The organism is Arthrobacter sp. D1-17, from assembly GCF_054130535.1.
The window spans coordinates 267807-291364 of record NZ_CP096382.1; the positions used below are offsets into that span (position 1 = coordinate 267807).

Sequence of the window (23558 nt, forward strand, 5' to 3'; positions counted from 1 at the left end):
TCACCCGGCCGGGGAGAAATAACGCCTGCCCCGCCGTCGTTGTCACAAGAGGTGCCGCACAACCGCGGCCAGCCGCGAAGTGCAACGAAAGGCCGGCGTCACTGTGACCGTTCCCCTCTCCATCCTTGACCTTGCCACCATTGGCAGGGGCCAGACGGCGGCGGACAGCTTCGCCGGAAGCGTGGCCATGGCGCAGAGCGCCGAGGAGCTTGGCTACCGCCGGGTCTGGTACGCCGAGCACCACAACATGTCCTCGATTGCGTCCTCGGCCACGAGTGTCCTGATCGCCCACGTGGCGGCCCATACCGAGAGCATCCGGCTGGGGGCGGGCGGCGTGATGCTGCCCAACCACTCGCCGCTTACCATCGCGGAGCAGTTCGGAACCCTCGAAACCCTGCACCCGGGCCGCATCGACCTGGGCCTCGGCCGGGCCCCCGGCAGCGACCAGAACACCCTGCGGGCCTTGCGGCGCGACCCGTCTTCGGCCGACACCTTTCCCCAGGACGTCCTCGAACTGCAGGGCTACCTGACCGGGCCCACCCGCATCCAGGGCGTCGAGGCGACACCGGGCAAGGGAACCAACGTGCCGCTCTACATTCTGGGGTCTTCGCTGTTCGGTGCCCGGCTCGCAGCGCAGCTGGGCCTGCCCTACGCCTTCGCCTCCCACTTCGCGCCCAACGCACTCCAGGACGCTGTCGCCGTCTACCGCAGGGAGTTCCGGCCCTCAGAACAGCTCACCGCCCCGTACGTCATGGCCGGCGCCAACGTCATCGCGGCTGACTCGGCTGCCGAAGCGCAGGAGATGCTCCGGGCAACCTTGCGTGCCCGCGTCTCACTGTTCTTCGGCGGGGGCCGCGAATTTACCGACGACGAGGCCGACATGATCCTGGACTCGCCGCAGGGACAGCACGTCTCGCAGATGATGAAGTACTCGGCCGTCGGAACACCGGATGTGGTGCTGGAGTACCTCGACGGGTTCGCCAGGCACGCCGATGCCGACGAACTCATCGTCGCGCACCAGAGCACCAGCACGGCGGCGCGGCTCCGGTCCGTGGAACTGCTGGCCCACGAAGCCGGTCTGGCCCGGGTTTAGCTGCGGTCCATTTAACGAAGCCCGGGGCGGGACGCGGAGAACATGGCGGGCGCCGGGCCGGCGCCGGTGGCGAGGTCGGCCAGGATCCGGCCCACCACCGGCGTGAACTTGAAGCCGTGGCCGGCGAATCCCGCCCCGATCACCACCGGGCCCAGTCGGTCCAGGATGAAGTGGTGGTCCGCCGCCGTGGTGTACGTGCAGCTGATGTCAGCCATCGAGCCCGCATCGGCTCCGGGGAGCCAGCGCCTCGCGTAGCGCTGCAGGGCAGCCCGCTGCTGCGGTTCCGGCTGGAACGACCGCCGGTCCGGATCGACCACCGGCCCCACGCCGTGCCAGCCCGCCTTGATGCCCTCGCCGGGCGTCTGCATGCCGTACACGGGGGAATACCAGTCCGCGTAGTCAGCCCCGGTTCCCGGAAAGTGGTTAAACCCTGGCCAGTCTGCACCGGGGTCGGCGATTCCGAAGTGCGCCGGCTGCTCCTGCGTCACGGTGAGCCGTGGCAAAGCCGCTACGCCCCCGAGCAGCTTGGACGTCCAGCCGCCGGCGGTGACCACCACCTGCCGCGCGGTGAGCACCTCAGTGGACCCGCCGCCGTCGAGGGTGAGCCGGACGCCGTCGTCGAGAATCTGCAGCTCCAGCACCTTCACGTGGTGCCGTACCTCCGCTCCGTTCCCGGCCGCCAGCCGCTGGAGGGCCGGCAGCACGAGTTCGGGATTTAGCTGCCCGCCGTCCGGCATGTACAGCACCTGCGTGTCGAAGCGGATGCCGTGCCAGCGCTCGCCGGCTTCCGCCGTCGGCAGGAATTCGGCCTTAAGGCCGGCCCGGTTCAGCGCCTCATGCATTGCCCTCAGCGCGGGGTCAGGGCCGTGATTTACGACGCCGGTGCGCGCCAGCAGTTGCTCGCCGCTCTCGTGCTCGACTTCGCTCCACAGCTGCAGGGACTCCGCGAGCATGGCGACGTAGTCCGGCTCCGAATAGGCCAGGCTGAGGTTCCGGGTTGCGCCATGGGACGCGCCATAGCGGTGCCCGGGGCCGAATTGCTCCAGCAGCGTGACCTGCCGGCCGCGCCGGGCCAGAGCCCAGGCTGCGGCGGAGCCCATCGCCCCGCCACCAATGACCACGGTGTCCGCGGTGGTGTTCAAGATTCCTCCAATGATCCGGACGTCACGTCAGCAGCAATGCCACGCCGATCATGGCCGGAACGGCCACAACTGTGGTGATCAGCACGGTGTCCTTGGCGACGGTGATGCCCGTGCGGTAGCGGCTGGCAGCCACGAACACGTTCTGCGCCGTCGGCAGAGATGACGTCACGACGACAGCGAAGAGCGCCGCGCCCTCCATACCGAGCGCGAACCGCGCAAAGACGTAGGCGATCGCCGGGTGGACGATGAGCTTAAAGGCGCTCGCCAACAGGGTATCAAGCCGGCGCCCGGCAGCGGCCTGCAGGGGGCGGGACCCGTTCAGGCTCATACCAAAGGCCATCAGCATGGCGGGGATGGCGGCTCCGCCAATCAGGTGGATCGGCTGCAGGATCAGCTCCGGTACCTGCCAGCCGGTTCCGGCCACCACAAGGCCTAGCGCAGAACCCACGATCATGGGGTTTTTCAGGATCATGAGGATGAACCGCAGCGGTGTGGTGCGGTGCTTGCTGGTCGTCGCATCGAGCGCCATGAGGAACAGCGGTGTGAAAAACGCCAGCTGAAAGATAAGGAGGGGCGCAACATGGCTCGCATCGCCCAGCACGTACACGGCAATGGGGATGCCGAGGTTGGCGGAGTTGGCGAGGGAAGCGCTCATCGATGACATGAGAGATTCCGGCATGCTGCGCTTGAGCAGGAACTTGACGATGACGAAGAAAATGACGGCGGTGGCGGCGGCGCCCACCGCGGCGACCAGCAACGGAGCAGCAAAAACGTCCTGGAACCGCGCTTTGCTCAGGGTCTCGAAAAGCAGCGCCGGACTGGCCACAAAGAAGGTCAGCCCGCTCAGGACCTGGCGCGCGTTGTCGCCAAGAATGTCCCTGCGGCCAACGAACATGCCCACCAGAATGATGGACCAGACCACGAAGAAGCCCGCAAGAACGCCTAGCATCCGGCCGTCACTGAGGGTTCGGATGTACAAGGGGCGGTTTCCACCGTCCCAGCCTAATCATATTTATTCAGCCACGGACGGGCTTGTGGCAGGAATCTCGCTGAGCGGGCGGCCTGCTCTGTCCGTGTTGCTGGCAGGTGACCGGGAGCTGATTCAGCTCAGGGTGGCCTTGTTCAGCGCGAACGGCGGGCGCATAAGACCGGGAGTAAGCCCTTCGGCGGGGTCATTGCCCAACTGGATGACGCGGTTGTCCTTATCCACGTGGACCACCTTCGGCTCGTAGGCCTTGGCTTCCTCCGTGGTCATCTCCGCGTAGGTGATGAGGATAACGATGTCGTTTTCCTGCACGAGATGTGCTGCCGGGCCGTTGATCCCGATCACGCCCGAGCCGCGCTCACCGGCGATGGTGTAGGTCTCGAGGCGGGCACCGTTGGTGACGTCCACAATGGCTACGAGCTCGCCGGGCAGGATATCGGCAGCATCCAGCAGGTCCAAGTCCACGGTGACGGAGCCCACGTAATGCAGGTCCGCGTGCGTGACTGTGGCGCGGTGGATTTTGGACTTGAACATTGTGCGATTCATAACGGAACCAGTCTAACGCCAGGGTCAATGCTCTGGCTGTGAGCCACGGAACACTACGCGGGCGCTTCCATCTCGTGGTCCTTAGACGCCGCTATGGAAGAGGCGGTGGCCGCCAGGATCTCACGGGCAGCGAGAATGGCCGGGCGCCGGGCGCTTGAGCGGCGCACCGAAGTGAACACCGTCCTGTGCGGCTTCTGAGGCAGTTCAATCAGCTCCGCGGTGGTGCCGCGTCCCGTCCAGACGAGATCAGGCATGAGGCCCACGGCGTTTCCGGATTCGATCAACCGGATTTGCGCCTGGAGATCGGCGGTCTCGAAACGCACGTCGGGCTCGAACCCGGCACTCCTGCAGGCCTGTTCCGCCCAATGACGTGAAGCGGCGCCACGCGGCTCCATGACCCATGCCATCTCCGCCGTGTCCGCCAGTGACGTGATGGCCGGCCCTGCATCTGATGCGGGAGGAACCGCCAGACGGATGGCATCGGTGGTAAGCCGGATCCGGTCCAGCTCCGGATAGCGGGGAGCGGCGTGCCCCGGATACTGCTCTGCGATGACGATGTCGAAGTCCCGGGCCCACGTTTCGTGCAGCGCCGTTTCCGGCTCCCGCTGCGTCATTTCAATCCGGACTTCCGGATAGGTCGCTGCCATGCGGGTCAGGGTTTCCGGCATGAGGGCGAGCGCTGCCGACTGGAAGACGGCGATCCGGACCGTGCCGGACACGGTGGTGAGGGAGGCGGCCAGGTCAGCTTCCGCCTGCTCCAGCGTCTCGAGCAGCTGGGCGGTGTGGCTGACCAGGACCTCCGCCTGCGGCGTCAGCTGGACTTTCCGTCCGGTTTTCCTTAGCAGTTCCACGCCCACTTCCTTCTCAAGAAGGGCCAATTGCTGGGAGACTGAGGACGGGCTGTACTGCAGGGCTGCGGCCACCTCTGCGAGGGTTCCCCGGATTTTCAGCTCGCGGAGCAGTCGCAGGCGACGTACATCGAGCACTGGCTGCTCCTTTGATTGAGATGAATGAGTGGATGGACTAACGAATACTCGTTAGAAGTATTCACTTTATCTAATGCAATGATACTTGCATACTAATCTGAGTTACCCCCATCACAGGGCGGATGGTGGGCCGCATCTACGCAGGAGTTATCCGCATGACAAGCAAAGATCCCACCCAGTCGATCCTGAGGCGCAAGCCCATTGAAGACATTGACGTCGAGAACAAGCACAGCGGCCTCTTCAAGTCCCTCGGCCTGTGGCAGCTAACAGCGATCGGAGTCGGCGGCATTATCGGCGTCGGCATCTTTTCGCTGGCGGGACTCGTAGCCCACGGCAGCGAAACCACCCCGGGCGTCGGTCCCGCGGTCCTGTTTTCCTTCCTGATTGCCGGCTTGGCGTCAGCCGCCGCCGCCTTGTCCTACGCCGAGTTCGCAGGGATGATCCCCCGCGCTGGCTCCGCCTACACGTACGGCTACGTGGCCATGGGTGAAATCATCGGCTGGTTCATCGGCTGGGACCTCCTGCTGGAATACATTGCCATCGTCGCCGTGGTGGCCATCGGCATCTCCGGCTACTTCGATGCCTTCCTCTCCGGCATCGGCATCCATATGCCAGTCTGGATGACGTCGACTCCGGATGAAGGCAAGGGCGGCATCGTCAACATCCCCGCCATCCTGGTCTGCCTGCTGGTCACGTGGATCCTCTCGCGCGGCACGAAGGCCTTTGGGCGGTTCGAACTCGTGGCCGTGGCGATCAAGGTGATCCTGATCCTGTTCATCATCGGTCTCGGTGTCTTCTACATCAACCCCGATAACTACAACCCGTTCATGCCCAGCGGCATAGGCCCGGTCTTTGCCGGCGCTGCCACCGTATTCTTTGCCGTCTTCGGCTACGACGCCATGAGTACGGCAGCGGAAGAGGCAACGGACGGCAAGAAGCACATGCCCAAGGCCATCATTCTTTCCCTCATTATCGCCATGTTGCTGTACGTTGCCGCCACGCTGGTTCTGACCGGCATGCAGAACTACCGCGATATAGATCCGACTGCCGGCTTCGCCTCGGCCTTCACCGGAGTGGGCCTGCCGGTCATCGCCACCATAATTTCGATCTTTGCTGTGCTGTCCATCCTCACAGTCATGCTGACCTTCCTCTTGGGCGTCACCCGCGTATGGTTCTCCATGAGCCGCGACGGCCTGCTTCCCGGCTGGTTTTCCAAGACGGACAGTCACGGCACGCCCCAGCGCGTGACATGGATCGCGGGCATCGGCTCCGCTCTGCTGGCGGGCGTCTTCCCGATCAAGGCGGTGGCGGACTTGACCAACATTGGTATCCTTGCCGCCTTCGTGGTGGTCTGCCTGGCGGTCATCATCTTCCGCTACAAGAGGCCTGACGCTCCCCGCGAGTTCCGCCTGCCGCTGATGCCCCTGGTTCCGGCCTTCGGCGTCCTGGCGTCAGCCTTCCTCATGTTCCAACTCCACTGGGAGACGTGGATGCGCTTCGGCATCTGGCTCGTCATTGGCCTGGTGATTTACTTCGCCTATGGCCGCAGGCATTCCCTGATGAACCCGAACAGCCCACGGCATGACGAAGCAGTGGAGATGCACACTCCCGTGTAACCCACGCTCTCCCACTTATCGTCCAGTCTTGGCGGACCCTCTTTCACCCGGTGAGAGAGGGTCCGTTGTTTTTCGGCAAAAAGTGAGAGAGCGTCGGCTCTGCGGCGGGAGATTGTCGGGCGTTTGCAGAGGTCCCAGACTATTCGGTTTTCCTAACGTGTATTGCTCGGAAAAGGTCGCTTTATCTTAAGTGAACGGAGGGTCATACTGATGAATAAGAGGTCACTACTCACGGAAAGAACGGGCACAAGCCATGACCCAAACAGCTACGGATCACCGCGTTTTTGCAGGCAAGGACGCCGCTGAAACCGGCGCCGTTGCCTCCCTGCCGGACGGCGCCAGCGTCGCCGAAGCCACCGCGCTCGCCGGCGAAACCGTCGCGCTCGTACGCCACTGGCTCACCGAGGCCGCCAAGATCCCCGCCGACGCTTCCGCGGAGCAGCTCGCCGGTGTCCTGAAGGACCCGAACGGACTGGAGTTCACAGTTGGCTTCGTGGACGGCGTGGTCCGCCCCGAAGACCTCAAGGTCGCCGCCCGCAACCTCGCGGAACTCGCACCGAAGGTTCCCGCCTTCCTGCCCTGGTACATGCGCCGTGCAGTGCAGGTGGGCGGCCTCATGGCCCCGGTCCTGCCGCAGGTTGTCATCCCGGTGGCCCGCAAGGTCCTGCGCGAAATGGTGGGCCACCTCATCGTTGACGCCACGGACGCCAAGCTGGGCCCGGCCATCGCCAAGATCCGCAAGGACGGCATCAACCTGAACGTGAACCTGCTCGGCGAGGCTGTTCTCGGCGAGCACGAGGCGTCCCGCCGGCTCGAAGGAACCCACACCCTGCTGGCCCGCCCGGACGTGGACTACGTCTCCATCAAGGTTTCCTCCACTGTGGCGCCGCACTCCCCCTGGGCTTTTGATGAGGCCGTGGAGCATGTCGTCGAGAAGCTCACTCCGCTGTTCGCCAAGGCGGCGTCCTACGGCGCTGCCGGGCAGAAGGCGAAGTTCATCAACCTGGACATGGAGGAATACAAGGACCTGGACATGACCATTGCGGTCTTCACCAGGATTCTGGATAAGCCCGAGTTCAACAACCTCGAGGCCGGCATCGTGCTGCAGGCCTACCTCCCGGACGCCCTCGACGCCATGATCCGGCTGCAGGACTGGGCCGCAGCCCGCCGCGCAAAGGGCGGCGCCGGCATCAAGGTCCGCGTGGTCAAGGGCGCGAACCTGCCCATGGAACAGGTCGAAGCTTCCCTTCATGACTGGCCGCTGGCCACCTGGGGCACCAAGCAGGACTCGGACACCAACTACAAGCGTGTCATCAACTACTCGCTGCACCCGGACCGGATCCGCAACATCCGCATCGGCGTGGCCGGCCACAACCTCTTCGACATCGCATTCGCATGGCTGCTGGCCAAGAAGCGCGGCGTGGAATCCGGCATCGAGTTCGAGATGCTGCTGGGTATGGCCCAGGGCCAGGCCGAGGCCGTGAAGAAGGACGTCGGTTCCCTGCTGCTCTACACACCGGTGGTGCACCCTGCCGAGTTCGACGTCGCTATCGCTTACCTGATCCGCCGCCTCGAAGAGGGCGCGAGCCAGGAAAACTTCATGTCTGCCGTGTTCGAGCTCAGCGAGAACGAAGCACTGTTCGCCCGTGAAGAGGACCGGTTCCTGCGGTCGCTGGAGGACCTCGACGAGTCCGTGCCGGCGCCAAACCGCCAGCAGAACCGCAACCTCCCGCCCGTGCCCATGCCGCACGACCACTTCGAGAACACCGCGGACACCGACCCTTCCCTGCCCGCCAACCGCGACTGGGGCCGGGCCATCCTGGATCGCGTTCCCACGTCCACCTTGGGGAACGCATCCGTCGAGGCTGCCATGATCACCGACGCCGGCACCCTGAACACGGTCATTGAAACCGCCGTCGAAAAGGGCAAGGCCTGGGGCGCGCTGTCCGGCGCCGAACGAGCAGAAATTCTGCACCGCGCCGGTGACGTCCTGGAAGCACGCCGTGCCTGCCTCCTCGAGGTCATGGCCAGCGAAACGGGCAAAACCCTGGACCAGGGCGACCCGGAGGTCAGCGAGGCCGTTGACTTCGCGCACTACTACGCCGAGTCCGCCCGCAAGCTGGACGACGTCGACGGTGCCGCCTTCATTCCAGCCAAGCTCACCGTCGTGACCCCGCCGTGGAACTTCCCGGTGGCCATTCCCGCCGGCTCCGTCCTGGCGGCACTTGCCGCAGGGTCCGCCGTCGTCGTCAAGCCCGCCAAGCAGGCAAAGCGCAGCGGCGCCGTGATGATCGAGGCGCTGTGGGAGGCCGGCGTGCCCCGCCACGTGCTGACCATGGTCCAGCTCGGCGAGCGGGAGCTCGGCAAGCAGCTGATCGCCCACCCGGCCGTGGACCGCGTGATCCTGACCGGCGGTTACGAGACCGCTGAGCTGTTCCGCTCCTTCCGCAAGGACCTGCCGCTGCTCGCGGAGACCAGCGGCAAGAACGCCATTATCGTCACGCCGAGCGCTGACCTCGACCTCGCCGCGAAGGATGTTGCCTACTCGGCCTTCGGCCACGCCGGACAGAAGTGCTCCGCGGCCTCCCTGGTGATACTTGTGGGCTCGGTCGCCAAGTCCAAGCGCTTCCGCAACCAGCTGATCGACGCCGTCACCTCGCTGAAGGTCGGCTACCCCGAAGACCCTACGAGCCAGATGGGCCCGATCATCGAGCCCGCCAACGGCAAGCTCCTCAACGCGCTCACCACCTTGGGCGAGGGCGAAAACTGGGCCGTCGAGCCCAAGAAGCTCGATGACACCGGCCGGCTGTGGAGCCCGGGCGTGCGCTACGGCGTCAAGCGCGGTTCCTACTACCACCTGACTGAATTCTTCGGGCCCGTGCTCGGCGTCATGACGGCGGACACCCTCGAAGAGGCCATCGCCATCCAGAACCAGATCGAGTATGGCCTCACCGCGGGCCTGCACTCGCTCAACACTGAAGAACTCGGCATTTGGCTGGACAGCATCCAGGCCGGCAACCTCTACGTGAACCGCGGCATCACCGGTGCCATCGTGCAGCGCCAGCCCTTCGGCGGCTGGAAGAAGTCTGCCGTCGGTGCCGGCACCAAGGCAGGCGGCCCGAACTACCTCGTCGGCCTGGGCGACTGGACGAGCAAGGAAAGCGCAGAGGGTGCAGCGGCACTTGCCACGCACCCCGGCGTGCAGCGGCTCGTCAACGCCGTGCAGGGTGAGCTCGACTCCGCAGAACTGGAAACGCTGCAGCGCTCCGTCGGCTCGGACGCCGTGGCCTGGGCAGGTGAATTCGGTGTGACCAAGGACGTGTCGGGGCTGAGTGCCGAGCGCAACATCTTCCGGTACCGCAACCTTCCGGTCACCATCCGGCTTTCCGACGGCGAATCCCTCCGTGCCCTCGTCCGTACAGTAGCCGCCGGCGTACTGGCCGGTTCACGGCTGACCGTCTCCACCGGCGTCGGGCTCCCGGCCCAGCTGCGTGCGGTGCTGACCGGACTGGACATCCATGTCACGGTGGAGGACGACGCCGCGTGGCTGGCCTCCGCCGGCCGGCTCGCTGCCGCCGGCAAACTGTCCAACGGCCGCATCCGCCTGATCGGCGGTTCCGCCGCTGACCTCGCCGAGGCAACCGGCGGCCGCCCTGACATCGCCATCTACCCGCACGAGGTCACTGAAGCAGGCCGCGTTGAACTGCTGCCCTTCCTGCACGAGCAGGCTGTCAGCATCACCGCACACCGCTTCGGAACGCCCAACCATCTGTCCGATTCGCTGATCTAAGCGGCGGCGGGCCAGGCGGCGGCAGGGCGAACACGAGGCCGCACAGGAAACTGGCGGGCACCATCCGGTGCCCGCCAGTTTTTCGTTTGCCTCTGCGATAAAGGGTGAGACCCGCACAAAGCCCCGAAATTAGCTAGCCCAAGTACCAACCGGGCGGTGCCCAGGATGAGGGAACGTTATGGGCGGAAAACTCTTCGCACCGGGTACAGGTGTATGCGACTTCGCCCAGTGTTCTGACGGTGCCGTCGTGGCGGTACTTGGGCGGGACAAAAGACTCAAGGTAAATGAACTCGTCGGTTCCGCACTTGTCGCAGTTAGGCTTGGCGACGTAGGCGGAGTCCACTGTCATGGAATGGCGGGGGAAATGGCGGTTTGCGGCTGTGGTCACGGCGTGCCTATCCCGAACAATGCCCGCTTCGTTGCAGGATATGTTCGTCATCAATTCGCTGTCATCAGCCGCTGCATGACCTCCAACAGTCACAGCATAGGACGGCTGCGAACGGTTATCAATGATTTTCTGCCCCGTACCCGGGTGGGGCAGGCTTCAAACCTGCTTCTTTATCGTCCTCCCCATGATGGCTTCGGTCAGGGCGTCAACGACCTCTGCGTTCGCCAACGGGTTCCGGATCAGGGTGAAATCCACATCACCCACCGGTGGCAACCCGAAGCGGCGGGTGATGATCTTCAGGCCGTCCGGCACCAGCGATGACGGCATGACGGCGATGCCGATACCCGCGCGGACGGCTGCGAGCACGCCGCTGATCTGCTTTGTGGTGCAGGTGATCCGCCAGGTCCGTCCGGCCGCTTCGAGGGCATCGATCGCGAGTTTGCGGCTAAGGCTCGGGGACGGCATGTGGATGCCCGTGCCGCACTGCTAGTGGCGGGCGGGGTGCCCGCCCTCGCCGGCGGCGACAGTCGCCGTCGTGCTTGCCCGCCGGGGCCAGCTGACGCTCAAGGTGGACTTCCGGGACCGGCGGCGCCCGCTGCGGGTTGTGCAGCGGGCGCCTGCCTAGCCCTGCTTCCTCGCCCCCTGTGATCCGGATCCGCTAGCTTGCCGCCAGTACCGGATGCGGGTGCTTGGCCCCGCGCCCCTGGAACTTCAATACGTCCTCGTTGAGTACCACGCCGTCCCGGATTTCGATGGCACGGCTGATGGTCTCGTTGCCGTCCCAGGCCGCCGGTCCGGACATCACGGTCTCCAGGAACGGCAGGAGTGCCTCGCTGATTTCCCAGCTGGAGGAGTCCCACAGGTAGGACGGGCTGTGGTCCACCGCGTAGTAATCGATGTTGTCGCCCACGGTAAATATCGGGTTTGTGAACGTGGTGGTCTTGGCCCAGCTGAAACCCATGCCCTCGTCGCAGGAGACGTCCACGATGAGGCTGCCCGGCCTGAACAACGCCAGGTCGTCGGCCTGCAGGTACGTCAGTGGATTGTTCGGGTCCTGCAAGGTGCAGTTCACCACGATGTCGCTTTCGGCGAGGAACGGTGCCAAGGGTACTCGTCCGCGCTCGGTGATCACCTGGCTGAGGAAGGGCGCCTGGTCATCGTGATCGAATTGCGTGATCCGCACCGAGTGGATGGGAGACCCCACCGCGGCCACGCCCCGGTTGGTGAGGACCTGGACGTCGTGGATGCCGTGCGCGTTCAGGGCGGTAACTGCGCCGCGCGCCGTGGCACCGAAGCCAATCACCACGGCGCTGAGCCGGCGGCCGTAGTCACCGGTGGAGCCGGTCAGGGCAAGGGAGTGGATCACCGAGCAATAGCCCGCGAGTTCGTTGTTCTTGTGGAACACGTGGAGGCCGAAGCCGCCGTCGCTGGCCCAGTGGTTCATAGCCTCGAAAGCGATGAGAGTGAGTTTCTTGTCGATAGCCAGCTGTGTGATGGCACGGTCCTGGACACAATGCGGCCACCCCCACAGGGTCTGGCCATCGCGGAGCTCGGCGAGATCCTGCGGCTGCGGCTTGGGCAGCAGAACGACGTCGGCTTTCGCCAACAGCTCATCGCGGCTGGCCAGGCTGCCCACCAGCACGGCCAGCCGCGCGTCGGAAAAGCCGAAGCGCTCGCCGTAGCCGCGCTCTAGGATCATGCGCTGGCGCAGCTCGGGTGCTATCCGTTCAAGGTGACGGGGGTGCAGGGCCAGGCGGCGCTCGTCGGGTTTGCGGGAGGAGGAAACAATCCCCAGGGTGAGGTGGTTCGACGAGCCGGTCACTTCTTCTTTGCCGGCATCGGTTTCGCGCTCGTCTTGTCCAGTGAGCTGGCAGGCGCTTCGGCTGCCCTTTTGTCGGCGCGCTTTTCCTTGATGGATTTGCCGGATTTCTTGGATGCTGTTTGACGGGGGGACTTGTCAGCCATGTCTGCTCCTGTAGCGGAACCGCAGAGGTTCCTGACTTCTGACGATACAGGTAGCGACCTAACCCGCTTCTGGTGTGGGGGTCCGGGGCCTGCGGCCGCGATGGCAACAATGGAGCGGCTGACGGGAATCGAACCCGCGTATCGAGCTTGGGAAGCTAGCGCTCTACCATTGAGCTACAGCCGCATGCACCGGATTCCGCCGGGGCAAAACTAGCTTAGCGCAGTTGCGGAGCGGCTCCGCCCAACTTCGGCTGCGTGTTCTTCCCTGTTACTGCTGTGGCGCTTGTTGCGCCCGCCCGGCATTTGAGGAGCTCCTGCCTCGCATCTGAGGGGCTCCGGCCGGGACGCGGCGGTGACGGCCAGCTCCCAGATGCTATTTTTGAAGGCGTGCTGATCTCTGACCGCGACATTCGTGCCGAAATTGATTCCGAACGGATCGTCCTGGACCCGTACGACTCTGTGATGGTGCAGCCGTCCTCCGTTGATGTCAGGATAGACCGCTTCTTCAGGCTGTTCGACAACCACAAGTACGCGCACATCGACCCGGCCGAGGAGCAGCCCGAGCTGACCCGCCTGGTGGAGGTGGAGGAAGGCGAGCCGTTCATCCTGCACCCTGGTGAATTCGTGCTCGGTTCCACCTATGAGACCGTCACGCTGCCCGACGACATCGCGGCCCGCCTCGAAGGCAAGTCCTCCCTCGGCCGCCTTGGTCTTCTCACACACTCGACCGCGGGTTTCATCGACCCCGGTTTCTCCGGCCACGTCACCCTCGAGCTGTCCAACATGGCAACCCTGCCTATCAAGCTATGGCCTGGCATGAAGATCGGCCAGCTCTGCTTCTTCCGGCTGACCTCGGCCGCGGAATACCCCTACGGCTCGGGCGCATACGGCAACCGCTACCAGGGCCAGCGCGGACCCACCGCAAGCCGCAGCCACCTCAACTTCCACCGCACCGACATCTAGTCCGCGGCACAATGACCGGTCATAACGACCGGTCGTGACGACCGGTCAGACGTGCACGGGTTCGGTTACGCGCGCACAGGTTCGGGGGCTGCCGGGCGGGTGAACCTCGCGAGCACAGGCTCCACATAGCGGGCTGCGAGCGGGCCGGTGATGGCCATCAGCAGGACATAGGCCGTGGCGAGCGCCGCCAGTTCCACGGAGACCGCGCCCGACGCGACAGCCAGCCCGGCGATGACGATCGAGAACTCGCCGCGGGCCACGAGGGCCGCTCCCGCACGGAAGCGGCCGCGCCGTGCGATGCCGGCCCTTTTGGCCGCCCACACCCCGGTGATTATTTTTGTGACGGTGGTGACCACGGCCAGGACGACCGCCCAGGCAAGGACGGGAGGGATGGATGCAGGATCGGTGTTCAGCCCGAATGCCACGAAAAAGATGGCGGCAAACAGGTCACGCAACGGTTCGAGGATCCGGGTGGCGCTATGGGCTGTGGCTCCTGAGATCGCAATGCCGAGCATGAAGGCACCCACAGCGGCCGAAACCTGCAGCGCCTGTGCCAGACCTGAGACCAGAAGCGCGGCGCCCAGCAGATTGAGCAGAAAGACCTCGGAATTTTCGCTGTGCAAGCCCTTTGAAACCTGGTGGCCGTGCCGGAGCGCGACCGCCAGCACCACCGTCACCACCGCAAGTGAAACGCCGACGGTCAGCAGGCCCTCGAGGAAGCTAATCCCGGCGAGTGTTGCTGTGAGAATCGGCAGGTACAGGGCCATGGTGAGGTCCTCGAACACCAGGATCGAGAGCACAACGGGCGTTTCCCTGTTGCCGATGCGGCCAAGGTCGGTGATGACCTTGGCCGCTATGCCGGACGAGGAGATGTAGGTGATTCCCCCCATCACCATTGCGCCTACCGGGCCCCATCCCAGCAATACGGCGATGCCGGCCCCGGGAAGGAAATTCAGGACAAGGTCAAGCACGCCGCCCTGCCAGGAGCGGCGCATGCCGGTGACCAGCTCCGGCGCTGAATATTCCAGCCCCAACATCAACAGCAGCAGGATCACGCCGATCTCAGCGGACAGATGGGCGAAGCTCTGGATGCCCTCCAGCTTCATGAGGCCGCCGGCGCCGAAGAACAGGCCTCCCACGAGGTACAACGGGATGGGCGACATGTTGATCCGTCCGGCGAGCCGCGCCAGCAGGCCCAGACAGAACACGACGGCCCCCAGTTCAATGAGGGTCAGGGCCAGCTCATCCATCGCGGTCAGCCGTTGCGGAGAATATCGGCTGCCGTATCGAGCCCTTCTTGTGTTCCCACCGCGACAAGGAGGTCGCCGGCGTGAAGAACGACGTCGGGCCCCGGCGAGGGGACTACCTCGCCTTCGCGCATGATCGCGACGATCGAAACGCCGCACCGGGTGCGGATGCACGCCTTGCCCATGGGCTGGTTCTGGAACGGCGAGTCCGGAGCGATCGAGAACTGCCTCGTGACGATCCCGGGAACCTCTTTATGTGCCTCGGTAAGTTTCATGGCCAGATGCTGCCCGCCCAGCAGATTTCCCAGGGTGGCCGCTTCATCACCGGTCAGGGGGATCGATGCCTGGCACGTGTCCGGGTCGTCCCACGTGGAAACAAACAGTTCCGTCTGGCCCTCGCGCAGTTCCACCACGCCGATCCTCCGGCCGGAGGCCGTCATGAAGTCCTTGCGCCTGCCAAGACCGGGGAGGTCCGTCTCTTCCACGTTCATAAGATCAGACTAGTCCGCGAACGGACAGTTAGGGCCCTGTTTGCGCTGCGAAACGGGGCCTCAAGTGTCCGTTCGCGCCAAGGGTGCGGGTCGGGGAGGTGTGGGCGGGGCGGGGGGCTCAAGTGTCCGTTCGCGCTAGGAGGCGGGGATGACGGCGATCCGGGCTTCGCCGGGTGCCTTGACGGGAAGCAGGACCAGCAGCCCGGCCAGGAGCACCACCATGATCCCGAGGATGCCCCAGCGCTGCGCTTCCCCTTCCGCCACGAGAGGGGTGGCCACGGCGATGCACAGCGTGAAGAGCGCAGGCGCCAGGAAGCTGACGGCGCGGCCGGTGGTAGCGTACAGGCCGAAGAGCTCGCCCGATTCACCCTGCGGAGCCAGCCGGGCGAGATAAGCCCGGGAGGATGACTGCGCCGGCCCCACGAACAGGCAGAGGAACAGTCCGAACACCCAGAAGGTGGTGCTGCCCGCCCAGGCCGTGCCGAAAAAGACGTAGTCGCCGTTGCCGAGCACCAGGATCACGGTCCCGGCCACAAGCAGGCCGACTAGCGATCCGATGATCACCGCCTTCGGGCCGATCCTGTCGTCCAGGAACCCCCCGATGATTGCCCCGACCGCCGCCACAATGTTGCCGAAGATGGCGAAGAAGATCACCTGTGAAAGCTCGAAGCCGAACGTCCCTGCGGCGATAATGCCGCCGAAAGTAAACACGGCGGCCAGGCCGTCACGGAAGATGGCGCTGGCCAGCAGGAAGTAAATGGTGTGCGGGCTGGTCCGGTAAATTGCCTTGATGCGGCGGGCCAATAGCCGGTAGGAGGCGAGGATGCCCGCCTTCACCGTGCGCCGGGGCCGGGCCAGTTCGGGCACTGCGAACATGACCGGCAGCGCGAAGATGAAGAACCACAAGGCCGAGAACACCGCCACCAGACGGATGTTCAGTCCGTCCTGGGTGGAGGCGCCAAACCACTCGAACCGGGGCTGGATGAAGAGCTGGAGCACAATCAGTAGTGCAACAATGCCGCCGAGATATCCCATGCCCCAGCCGAAACCGCTCACCTTCCCGATATTCCGCGGGGTGGAGATCTGGGCCAGCATGGCGTTGTAATTCACCCCGGCGAACTCGAAAAAGACATTGGCCAGCGCAATCAGCGAAACCCCGACCAGCAAAAACTCGGGGCGGGGAAACACGAAAAAGCACAGTGCAGTCAGAACCGCGACGACGACGCTGTTCACTCCCAGCCACAGCTTCCGCCTTCCGCCGGTATCCGAGCGCTGCCCCGTGACCGGCGCCAGCAGCGCGATCGCGGCGCCGGCGATGGCCAATGCCGCACCGAGCACAGCCGAGGCGTGGTCTTCGCCGCCGAATGCGTCGGAGGTCAGATAGACAGTGAAAACGAACGTGGTCATGACGGCGTTGAAGGCTGCAGACCCCCAGTCCCAGGCAGCCCAGGCGAGGATGCGCCCCTTATTTGAGGGCGTTTCCCCGGCCTCGAGTTCCGACGACGGCTGCATGGCCTCGGGCACGGTGGCGGAGTTCATAAGGCCGATGCTATCCGCCCGCGGCGAACAGGGAGCGAATAGTCCTGCGGAGATTCGGGGAATCCTACTCCAGCAACCGGCCCCAAGGGAAAAAGTGTCAGTGCCCCCTTGATAAACTGTCGAGACTGAACCCAAACGATTTAGCCGCCTGCTCCAACTTTTGATAATCGAATTCCAGAATTTGCGGAGAATACAGTGATCACAGTCCTTGCCGTGCACTTTGCGGTTGCTGCTGTGGCGCCGTTCATCTTCCGGAAATTCGGCCGGAGCTCGTTTTACGGGCTGGCCGCAGTTCCTGCCGGGTCTTTCATCTGGCTGCTGCTCCAGCACGGCGCGGTCTATTCCGCAGGTCCGCACGGCAATCCAGGTGGCGGTCAGGCCAGCGAAGTCACGCCCTGGATCCCTAACCTCGGCATTGAGTTCGCCTTCCGCCTGGACGCACTGGCCTGGGTCATGTGCTTGCTGGTGCTCGGCGTGGGTGCCCTTGTCCTGGTGTACTGCGCCCGGTATTTCAAGGACAAGGACGACCACCTCGGGGGCTTCGGCGCCCAGCTGCTCGCGTTTGCCGGCGCGATGTTCGGCCTGGTCACGGCGGATGACCTGCTGCTGCTGTTCATCTTCTGGGAACTCACTACAGTCCTGTCCTACCTGCTGATCGGCTACGCCAGAACCCGGCTCGCCGCGCGCCGCTCGGCCCTGCAGGCGCTCATGGTCACCACGGCCGGCGGGCTGGCCATGCTCATTGGCCTGATCATGCTCGGCTCCGCCGCCGGCACTTACCGCATCTCGGCCATCCTCGAACAGGCGCCCGAATTGAACGCCGGCCCGGCTGCAGGCGCCGTAAGCGCCGCCGTCGTGCTGATCCTGGTCGGCGCGGTGACCAAGTCGGCGCTGGTTCCGTTCCATTTCTGGCTGCCCGGGGCCATGGCCGCTCCCACTCCCGTAAGCGCCTACCTCCACGCAGCCGCAATGGTGAAAGCCGGTGTCTACATCGTGGCGCGGCTGGCGCCCGGCTTCACGGAGACGGCGTACTGGCTGCCCATGGTCTTGGGTCTGGGCCTGGCCACCATGCTCGTCGGCGGCTACCGGGCCCTCCGGCAGACCGACATCAAGCTCATCCTGGCATACGGCACCGTCAGCCAGCTCGGTTTCCTCACCATGGTGGTCGGCCTCGGCAAGCCGGACGCGGCGCTCGCAGGCCTTGCCATGCTGCTGGCCCACGGCCTGTTCAAGGCAACGCTCTTCCTCGTGGTGGGAATCATCGACCACCAGGCCGGCACCCGCGACATCCGCGAACTCTCCGGTGTCTTCCAGTCCTCCCGCGCCCTCGGCATCGTCGCCGGCATCGGTGCGGCATCCATGGCGGGCATCCCGCTGCTGGGCGGCTTTGTGGCCAAGGAATCGGTGCTCGAGGCTTTCGTCCACTTCGCCGGCGAGCCGGGCTACGGGCCCTGGGGATCGGTGATCCTGGCCGGTATCGTGATCGGATCCGTGCTGACCTTCGCCTACAGTGCCAGGTTCCTCTGGGGAGCCTTCGCCGTGAAGCCGGGCGTGGACCGAACACCCTTCAAGGCCATCAGGCCGTCCTTCCTGGCGGCGCCCGCAGTTTTGAGCTTCCTGACCATCCTCTACGGTCTGTGGCCGGTGCCGGTGGATGGCTGGGTTCAGCCTTACGCTGCCCTCTTCACCGCGTCCGACGGCGGAACTGGCGCTGGTGCCGCCGGGCACCTGGCGCTGTGGCACGGATTTACCCCGGCCCTCGGGCTGACCGCCGTCACGTTCGCCCTCGGTATGGCCATGTTCCTCGCCCGCGGAGCGGTGGCCCGAGCCCAGGCCCTCGTCCCCGACTGGATCGACGCCGACCGCGGCTACCGGCTGACCATCGGCGCCCTTGACGACGTCGCCGTCTGGCTAACGGGCCGCACCCAGCGCGGTTCGCTGTACTTCTACCTGGCCGTCATCCTGACCGTCGCCTTCGTGCTTCCCCTGGCCGCGCTGGTTACTGCAGGGAAACCACTGCCCGAGGGGCTGTACTTCATCGATCCTTCTTCTCCGCTGCAGGCTGTAGCGGGTGCGGGAATTGTGATCGGTGCGCTGGCAGCCGTCCGTGCCAACAAGCGGTTCCTGGCTGTGCTCATGGTGTCCGTGACCGGCTACGGGATCGCCCTGATGTTCGCCCTGCAGGGCGCCCCGGACCTGGCGCTGACCCAGATGCTGGTTGAAACCATCATCCTCGTGGCGTTCGTGCTGGCCATGCGCAGCCTTCCAGCCGAACTTCGGGACAGAACGGGCGGCAAGTACCGGGTGGTCCGTGTCATCATCGGGCTGGCTTTCGGTACCACGATGGTTTTCGCCGCGATCCACGCCATGGGTGCGCGCATTGCCACTCCGGTGTCCCTGGAGTTCCCGAAACTCGCCTATGAGGGCGGGGGCGGGCTGAACATCGTCAACGTTACGCTCGTGGACATCCGCGCGTGGGACACCTTCGGCGAGATCGCCGTGCTCGCGCTCGCCGCCACGGGCGTGGCCAGCCTCATCTTCATCCGTGGCCGCGGCGACGGCATCAAGGTGTCCTCCACAGTGGCTGAGGGCACCGTGGGCCGGCGCAGGGGAGTGGACAAGTCCTCGCGGGACGGCGCCGCCCTCGCGCTGGCCCGCAAGTTCGCCACCGCCAACCGCGATGCCTGGCTGGTGGCCGGCAGAACGCTGGCTCCGGAGCGGCGCTCCATCATCTTTGAAGTGATCACGCGGCTGATCTTCCACTCCATGATCATCTTCTCGCTGTACCTGCTGCTGGCCGGGCACAACTTCCCCGGCGGGGGGTTCGCCGGCGGGCTCATGGCAGGGCTGGCTCTCACCGTCCGGTACCTCGCCGGCGGCCGCTATGAACTCCGCGAGGCCACCCCCATCAGCGCCGGAACCCTGCTGGGCATCGGTCTGGCGGCGGCGGCTGCCACCGGCGTGGCACCCCTGCTGTTCGGCGGCCAGGTGTTCCAAAGCGCGATCGTAGAGTTCTGGCTGCCGGTTTTCGGGGACATCAAGTTCGTCACGTCCACGATCTTCGACATCGGCGTGTACATCGTGGTCGTAGGGCTGGTGCTCGACGTCCTGCGCACCCTCGGGGCTGAAATTGATGAGCACTTCGAAGAACAGCCCCAAACTCCGTCCGGCGGCCGGCCGTCCGATACCAAGTTGTCGGGGGTTGAGGTGTCCGGCAGTCCGCTGTCCGGGGCTCAGATGTCCGGCGGCATACCCGCTGAAACCGCCGGAAGGGGCCAGGCATGAGCGTAAACCTCACCCTTCTGACAGTGATGGGTGCCCTGTACGCGTGCGGCATCTACCTGATCCTCGAACGCAGCCTAACGCGCGTGCTGCTTGGGCTGATGCTGCTGGCCAACGCCACCAACCTGCTGATTCTGGCCACAGGCGGCTACGCGGGGCTGGCCCCGTTGTTCAGCAAGGAAACGGACCCGGGCGCCTACAACGATCCGCTGCCGCAGGCGCTGATCCTGACCTCCATCGTGATCTCCTTCGCCGTCACAGCGTTCATGCTCGGCATCATCTACCGGACCTGGGTGCTGGCCCGCCAGGACGAAATCCAGGACGACCTCGAAGACCGCCGCGTGGCGGCCACCCCGAGTTTCGACGCCGAGGACGACGCCGTGATCCCGGCCGAGACCTCCGAATTCCCGCTCACCATGCTCGGCGCTGACGGCACCGAAGTGTCAGATTCCCCTGCCCCCGATGCTTTCGTCCGGGACAGGTCCCCGTCTGGACTTCCTGCCACTGTCCCGGCTGGCGGCCGGGCAATCCCTGGCGAGACCGCGGTGCATGAAGAGAAACCCGGTTCCGCCAACATCGACACCACCCCGGAAGGAGGCGGAAAGTGAGCCTCGCTGCCCTGGCCCCGCTCGCCGTCGTTCTTCCCATCCTGGGGGCCGCCCTGACCTTCGTGCTGATCCGGCATTCCCGGGCACAGCGCGTGGTGAGCATCGCCCTGCTGTCCCTGACCCTGCTGCTCGAGTGCCTGCTGCTCGCCTCCGTGTGGGGCGGCGGCACCGAGGCGGTCAACATCGGCGGCTGGCTGCCGCCCTGGGGAATCGTCCTGGTGGTAGACCAGTTCTCCTCACTGATGCTGGTGGTTTCCTCTGCCGTCAGCCTCGCCGTGCTCGTTTACGCGACCGGGCAGGGCATGGCCGACGGCGATCACGACGCACCGCTGTCGGTCTTTCACCCCACCTATCTGATCCTGGTCGCCGGGGTCTCCAACGCCTTCCTGTCGGGTGACCTGTTCAACCTGTACGTCGGCTTTGAGATCCTTCTGACAGCCAGCTATGTGCTGATGACCCTGGCCGGGACCGGCCCCAGGATCCGGGCGGGCGTCACCTACGTGGTGGTGTCCGTGGTTTCCTCCGTGTTGTTCCTCATTGCCATTGCGATGATCTATGGCGCCACGGGCACTATCAACATGGCGGATCTGGCCATCAAGCTGGCCGAGCTGGACCAGGGCACCAAGACGCTGCTGCACGTCATGTTGCTGGTGGCCTTCGGCATCAAGGCCGCCGTATTCCCGCTTTCGTTCTGGCTGCCTGACTCCTATCCCACCGCACCGGCCCCCGTCACGGCCGTGTTCGCCGGCCTGCTGACCAAGGTGGGCGTATATGCCATGGTGCGCACCGAGACGCTGCTGTTCCCGGGTGATTCGCTGAACACTCCGCTGATGATCGCCGCCCTGCTGACCATGGTGGTGGGAATCCTCGGCGCACTGGCCCAGAGTGACATCAAGCGCCTGCTCTCCTTCACCCTCGTCAGCCACATCGGATACATGGTCTTCGGGCTGGCCATGTCCTCGGCGGCAGGGCTCGCCGCTGCCGTGTTCTACGTGGCGCACCACATCACCATCCAGACCAGCCTCTTCCTGGTGACCGGCCTGATTGAGCGCCGCGGCGGAAGTTCCTCCATGGACCGGGTGGCAGGGCTGGCCAAGCTCTCCCCGATCCTGGCGCTGCTGTTCTTCGTCCCCGCCATGAACCTGGCCGGCATTCCTCCGTTCTCCGGTTTCCTCGGGAAGCTTGGCCTGCTGCAGGCCGGGGTCCAGCTCGGGACGCCCCTGGCGTATGCCCTGGTGATCGGCGGGGTGCTGACCAGCCTGCTGACGCTGCTGGCCGTGGCACGCGTGTGGAACCGCGCGTTCTGGCGGAAGCCCGAGGACGCAGAGCATCCCGCTCCCGTGCTGCTCGCCGAGGCCAAGGATTCCCCGGCAGGCCTCCGGGCAGGCAAGCGGGGCATGATTCTGCTGCCCCGGACCATGGTGGGTTCCACGCTGGGGCTCGTGCTGCTGGGCGTGGCCCTCACGGTTTTTGCGGGCCCGCTGTTCAGGGTGGCCGGACAGTCCGCAGAAGCCATGCTTGACAGGTCCGCGTACATCCACGCCGTGCTCGGCCAGCAGGCAACGGTCCCGGAGCTGACGCTGAACGGCAGCACAGCTGAAGCTGGCTCACCGGGCGGTGGAGGGAAATGAGCCGGAGACGAATTTCCGTGCGGCAGGAACTGCCGCTGCTCGTATGGCTCGTCATTGTCTGGGGTGCCCTCTGGCAGGATTTCAGCCCGGGCAACCTGTTGTTCGGCACGATGCTCGCCGTAGTGGTGGCCCGCCTCTTCTACCTGCCGCCCGTGGAGCTCAGCGGACGCTTCAGCGTCCTCCGGGCCATCCCGTTTGCCCTGCAGTTCATTGGCAAGGTGGTGCTTGCCAGCTTCCAGGTTTTCTACCTTGCTGTCGCGCGGGGGCCCAAGGTGACCAACGCCGTCGTCGCCGTCCCGCTCCGGAGCCATTCAGATCTGATGGTGACCGCAACAGGACACGTGATCTCCCTGATCCCGGGCTCGCTCGTGGTGGAGGTGGACAGGTCGACCTCGACGCTCTACATCCACGGACTCAATGTGCGGAATGCGGACGATGTGCTGAAGCTCCGAAAGGAAGTGCGCGACACGGAGGCCGGGCTGATCCGCGTCATGGGAACGAAAGAAGAACTCGCAGCATTGAATCAGGAGACAGTACTGAGCCAGGAGACAGGCGCATGATGCAATTCGTGCTGACGGTCACCGCTGTGGTGCTGTCCCTCGCCGCCGCGGGTGCGATTGTGCGCATCGCCCGCGGCCCGTCGCTGCTGGACCGCGTGCTCGCCGCCGACGTGCTGTTGGCCATCCTCGGTGCCGCGCTGTGCATTGATATGGCCGTGAACAGGCATCTGAACAATCTGATGCTGCTGGTGGCCGTGTCCGTCATCGGATTCATCGGCTCGGTGACCGTGGCGCGCTTCGTAGCGGACAGGCGGGAGCAGCCCAGTGAGTCCTGACCCAAATGCAGTGGATACCATGATCGATGCAGTGTCCGCCGTCTTCATGATCGTGGGGGCTGTGATGTCCCTGGCCGCAGCAATTGGCCTGCTGCGGTTCCCGGACCTGATGAGCCGGATGCACGCCGCCACCAAGCCGCAGGTGCTCGGGCTGTTCCTGCTCCTGGCGGCTTTGGGACTGCAGATGCGCACCTGGTGGGTATGGCCGGTGCTGCTGGTGGCCTGGATCTTCCAGCTGCTGACGGTACCGGTGTCTGCGCACATGGTCGGCCGCGCGGGCTACCGCACCAAGCACCTCCACAAGGAGCTGCTGAGCACCGACGAGCTGGAAGCCGTCGTGGTGAAGGCCGCTGAGGCAGCCAGGGAACGGGATTCAGACGGCGGACGCTGACCGCCGCAGCCGTGGCGCCCGCCGGGAGTTTGCTCAACTTCCTGTGAAGATTTCCGCAGT

20 protein-coding genes, 1 tRNA gene and 1 pseudogene are annotated in these 23558 nt (G+C 65.1%); 10 read left to right on the top strand and 12 right to left on the bottom strand.

Features of this window, described 5'->3' with window-relative positions; genetic code table 11:
- The first annotated feature begins 103 nt into the window (after positions 1-103).
- Positions 104-1093, top strand: coding sequence for an LLM class flavin-dependent oxidoreductase (locus M1E01_RS01200; RefSeq protein ID WP_457973299.1), 990 nt, complete (start codon positions 104-106; stop codon positions 1091-1093).
- Between the two features lie 11 nt (positions 1094-1104).
- On the opposite strand, the gene M1E01_RS01205 is transcribed toward M1E01_RS01200, so the two are convergent.
- The 4 genes from M1E01_RS01205 to M1E01_RS01220 form a co-directional block, all read right to left on the bottom strand.
- On the bottom strand, positions 1105-2235 hold the full coding sequence (locus M1E01_RS01205; RefSeq protein WP_457973300.1) for an FAD-dependent oxidoreductase: 1131 nt from the start codon (positions 2233-2235) through the stop codon (positions 1105-1107).
- A gap of 22 nt (positions 2236-2257) precedes the next feature.
- A complete protein-coding gene (locus M1E01_RS01210; protein ID WP_457974823.1) occupies positions 2258-3184 on the bottom strand; it encodes an AEC family transporter in 927 nt (308 codons plus the stop codon).
- Between the two features lie 153 nt (positions 3185-3337).
- Positions 3338-3766, bottom strand: a complete 429-nt coding sequence (gene panD / locus M1E01_RS01215; protein WP_457973301.1) for an aspartate 1-decarboxylase — start codon at positions 3764-3766, stop codon at positions 3338-3340.
- Between the two features lie 53 nt (positions 3767-3819).
- Entirely contained in the window at positions 3820-4752 is a 933-nt protein-coding gene (locus M1E01_RS01220; protein WP_457973302.1) for a LysR substrate-binding domain-containing protein, read from the bottom strand.
- 155 nt (positions 4753-4907) lie between these two features.
- On the opposite strand from M1E01_RS01220, the gene M1E01_RS01225 reads away from it, so the two are divergent.
- The gene (locus tag M1E01_RS01225) at positions 4908-6368 is read left to right on the top strand and encodes an amino acid permease (protein ID WP_457973303.1); all 1461 of its coding nucleotides are present in this window, start codon (positions 4908-4910) and stop codon (positions 6366-6368) included.
- A 253-nt stretch (positions 6369-6621) separates the two neighbouring features.
- On the top strand, positions 6622-10158 hold the full coding sequence (locus M1E01_RS01230; protein WP_457973304.1) for a bifunctional proline dehydrogenase/L-glutamate gamma-semialdehyde dehydrogenase: 3537 nt from the start codon (positions 6622-6624) through the stop codon (positions 10156-10158).
- A 133-nt stretch (positions 10159-10291) separates the two neighbouring features.
- Here M1E01_RS01230 and M1E01_RS01235 read toward each other — a convergent pair whose 3' ends face one another.
- The 5 genes and pseudogenes from M1E01_RS01235 to M1E01_RS01255 all read right to left on the bottom strand — a co-directional run bounded on the left by M1E01_RS01235 (position 10292) and on the right by M1E01_RS01255 (position 12695).
- The gene (locus tag M1E01_RS01235) at positions 10292-10546 is read right to left on the bottom strand and encodes a hypothetical protein (RefSeq protein ID WP_457973305.1); all 255 of its coding nucleotides are present in this window, start codon (positions 10544-10546) and stop codon (positions 10292-10294) included.
- A gap of 156 nt (positions 10547-10702) precedes the next feature.
- A pseudogene (locus M1E01_RS01240) lies at positions 10703-11017 on the bottom strand (LysR substrate-binding domain-containing protein); the annotation flags it as partial.
- 187 nt (positions 11018-11204) lie between these two features.
- The gene (locus M1E01_RS01245; protein ID WP_457973306.1) at positions 11205-12368 is read right to left on the bottom strand and encodes a N(5)-(carboxyethyl)ornithine synthase; all 1164 of its coding nucleotides are present in this window, start codon (positions 12366-12368) and stop codon (positions 11205-11207) included.
- Positions 12365-12511 carry a hypothetical protein gene (locus tag M1E01_RS01250; protein ID WP_457973307.1) on the bottom strand — a complete coding sequence of 49 codons (147 nt, stop codon included), beginning with the start codon at positions 12509-12511 and terminating at the stop codon, positions 12365-12367. The genes M1E01_RS01245 and M1E01_RS01250 overlap by 4 nt, the downstream gene beginning before the upstream one ends.
- A gap of 110 nt (positions 12512-12621) precedes the next feature.
- Positions 12622-12695: transfer RNA gene (locus M1E01_RS01255), tRNA-Gly, on the bottom strand.
- A gap of 203 nt (positions 12696-12898) precedes the next feature.
- Here M1E01_RS01255 and dcd point away from each other — a divergent pair.
- On the top strand, positions 12899-13474 hold the full coding sequence (gene dcd, locus M1E01_RS01260) for a dCTP deaminase (RefSeq protein WP_457973308.1): 576 nt from the start codon (positions 12899-12901) through the stop codon (positions 13472-13474).
- A gap of 65 nt (positions 13475-13539) precedes the next feature.
- Here dcd and M1E01_RS01265 read toward each other — a convergent pair whose 3' ends face one another.
- From M1E01_RS01265 to M1E01_RS01275, 3 genes are all read right to left on the bottom strand, one after another.
- Positions 13540-14724 (bottom strand): cation:proton antiporter, encoded by a 1185-nt coding sequence (locus M1E01_RS01265; protein WP_457973309.1) that lies wholly within the window; start codon positions 14722-14724, stop codon positions 13540-13542.
- 5 nt (positions 14725-14729) lie between these two features.
- Positions 14730-15212: a cation:proton antiporter regulatory subunit gene (locus M1E01_RS01270; RefSeq protein WP_457973310.1), complete on the bottom strand. Its 483-nt coding sequence runs from the start codon at positions 15210-15212 to the stop codon at positions 14730-14732.
- Between the two features lie 135 nt (positions 15213-15347).
- Entirely contained in the window at positions 15348-16751 is a 1404-nt protein-coding gene (locus M1E01_RS01275) for an MFS transporter (protein WP_457973311.1), read from the bottom strand.
- 195 nt (positions 16752-16946) lie between these two features.
- Here M1E01_RS01275 and M1E01_RS01280 point away from each other — a divergent pair, with 195 nt between their 5' ends.
- From M1E01_RS01280 to mnhG, 6 genes are read left to right on the top strand one after another with little or no spacing between them, the layout of a single operon-like run.
- The gene (locus M1E01_RS01280) at positions 16947-20036 is read left to right on the top strand and encodes a Na+/H+ antiporter subunit A (protein ID WP_457973312.1); all 3090 of its coding nucleotides are present in this window, start codon (positions 16947-16949) and stop codon (positions 20034-20036) included.
- A complete protein-coding gene (locus M1E01_RS01285; protein ID WP_457973313.1) occupies positions 20033-20641 on the top strand; it encodes a Na(+)/H(+) antiporter subunit C in 609 nt (202 codons plus the stop codon). The genes M1E01_RS01280 and M1E01_RS01285 overlap by 4 nt, the downstream gene beginning before the upstream one ends.
- Positions 20638-22272 carry a Na+/H+ antiporter subunit D gene (locus tag M1E01_RS01290; protein WP_457973314.1) on the top strand — a complete coding sequence of 545 codons (1635 nt, stop codon included), beginning with the start codon at positions 20638-20640 and terminating at the stop codon, positions 22270-22272. The genes M1E01_RS01285 and M1E01_RS01290 overlap by 4 nt, the downstream gene beginning before the upstream one ends.
- Positions 22269-22832: a Na+/H+ antiporter subunit E gene (locus tag M1E01_RS01295; RefSeq protein WP_457973315.1), complete on the top strand. Its 564-nt coding sequence runs from the start codon at positions 22269-22271 to the stop codon at positions 22830-22832. Before M1E01_RS01290 ends, M1E01_RS01295 begins: the two co-directional genes overlap by 4 nt.
- Positions 22829-23107, top strand: a complete 279-nt coding sequence (locus M1E01_RS01300; protein ID WP_457973316.1) for a monovalent cation/H+ antiporter complex subunit F — start codon at positions 22829-22831, stop codon at positions 23105-23107. The genes M1E01_RS01295 and M1E01_RS01300 overlap by 4 nt, the downstream gene beginning before the upstream one ends.
- Positions 23097-23498, top strand: coding sequence for a monovalent cation/H(+) antiporter subunit G (gene mnhG, locus M1E01_RS01305; RefSeq protein ID WP_457973317.1), 402 nt, complete (start codon positions 23097-23099; stop codon positions 23496-23498). The genes M1E01_RS01300 and mnhG overlap by 11 nt, the downstream gene beginning before the upstream one ends.
- Positions 23499-23558 lie beyond the last annotated feature (60 nt).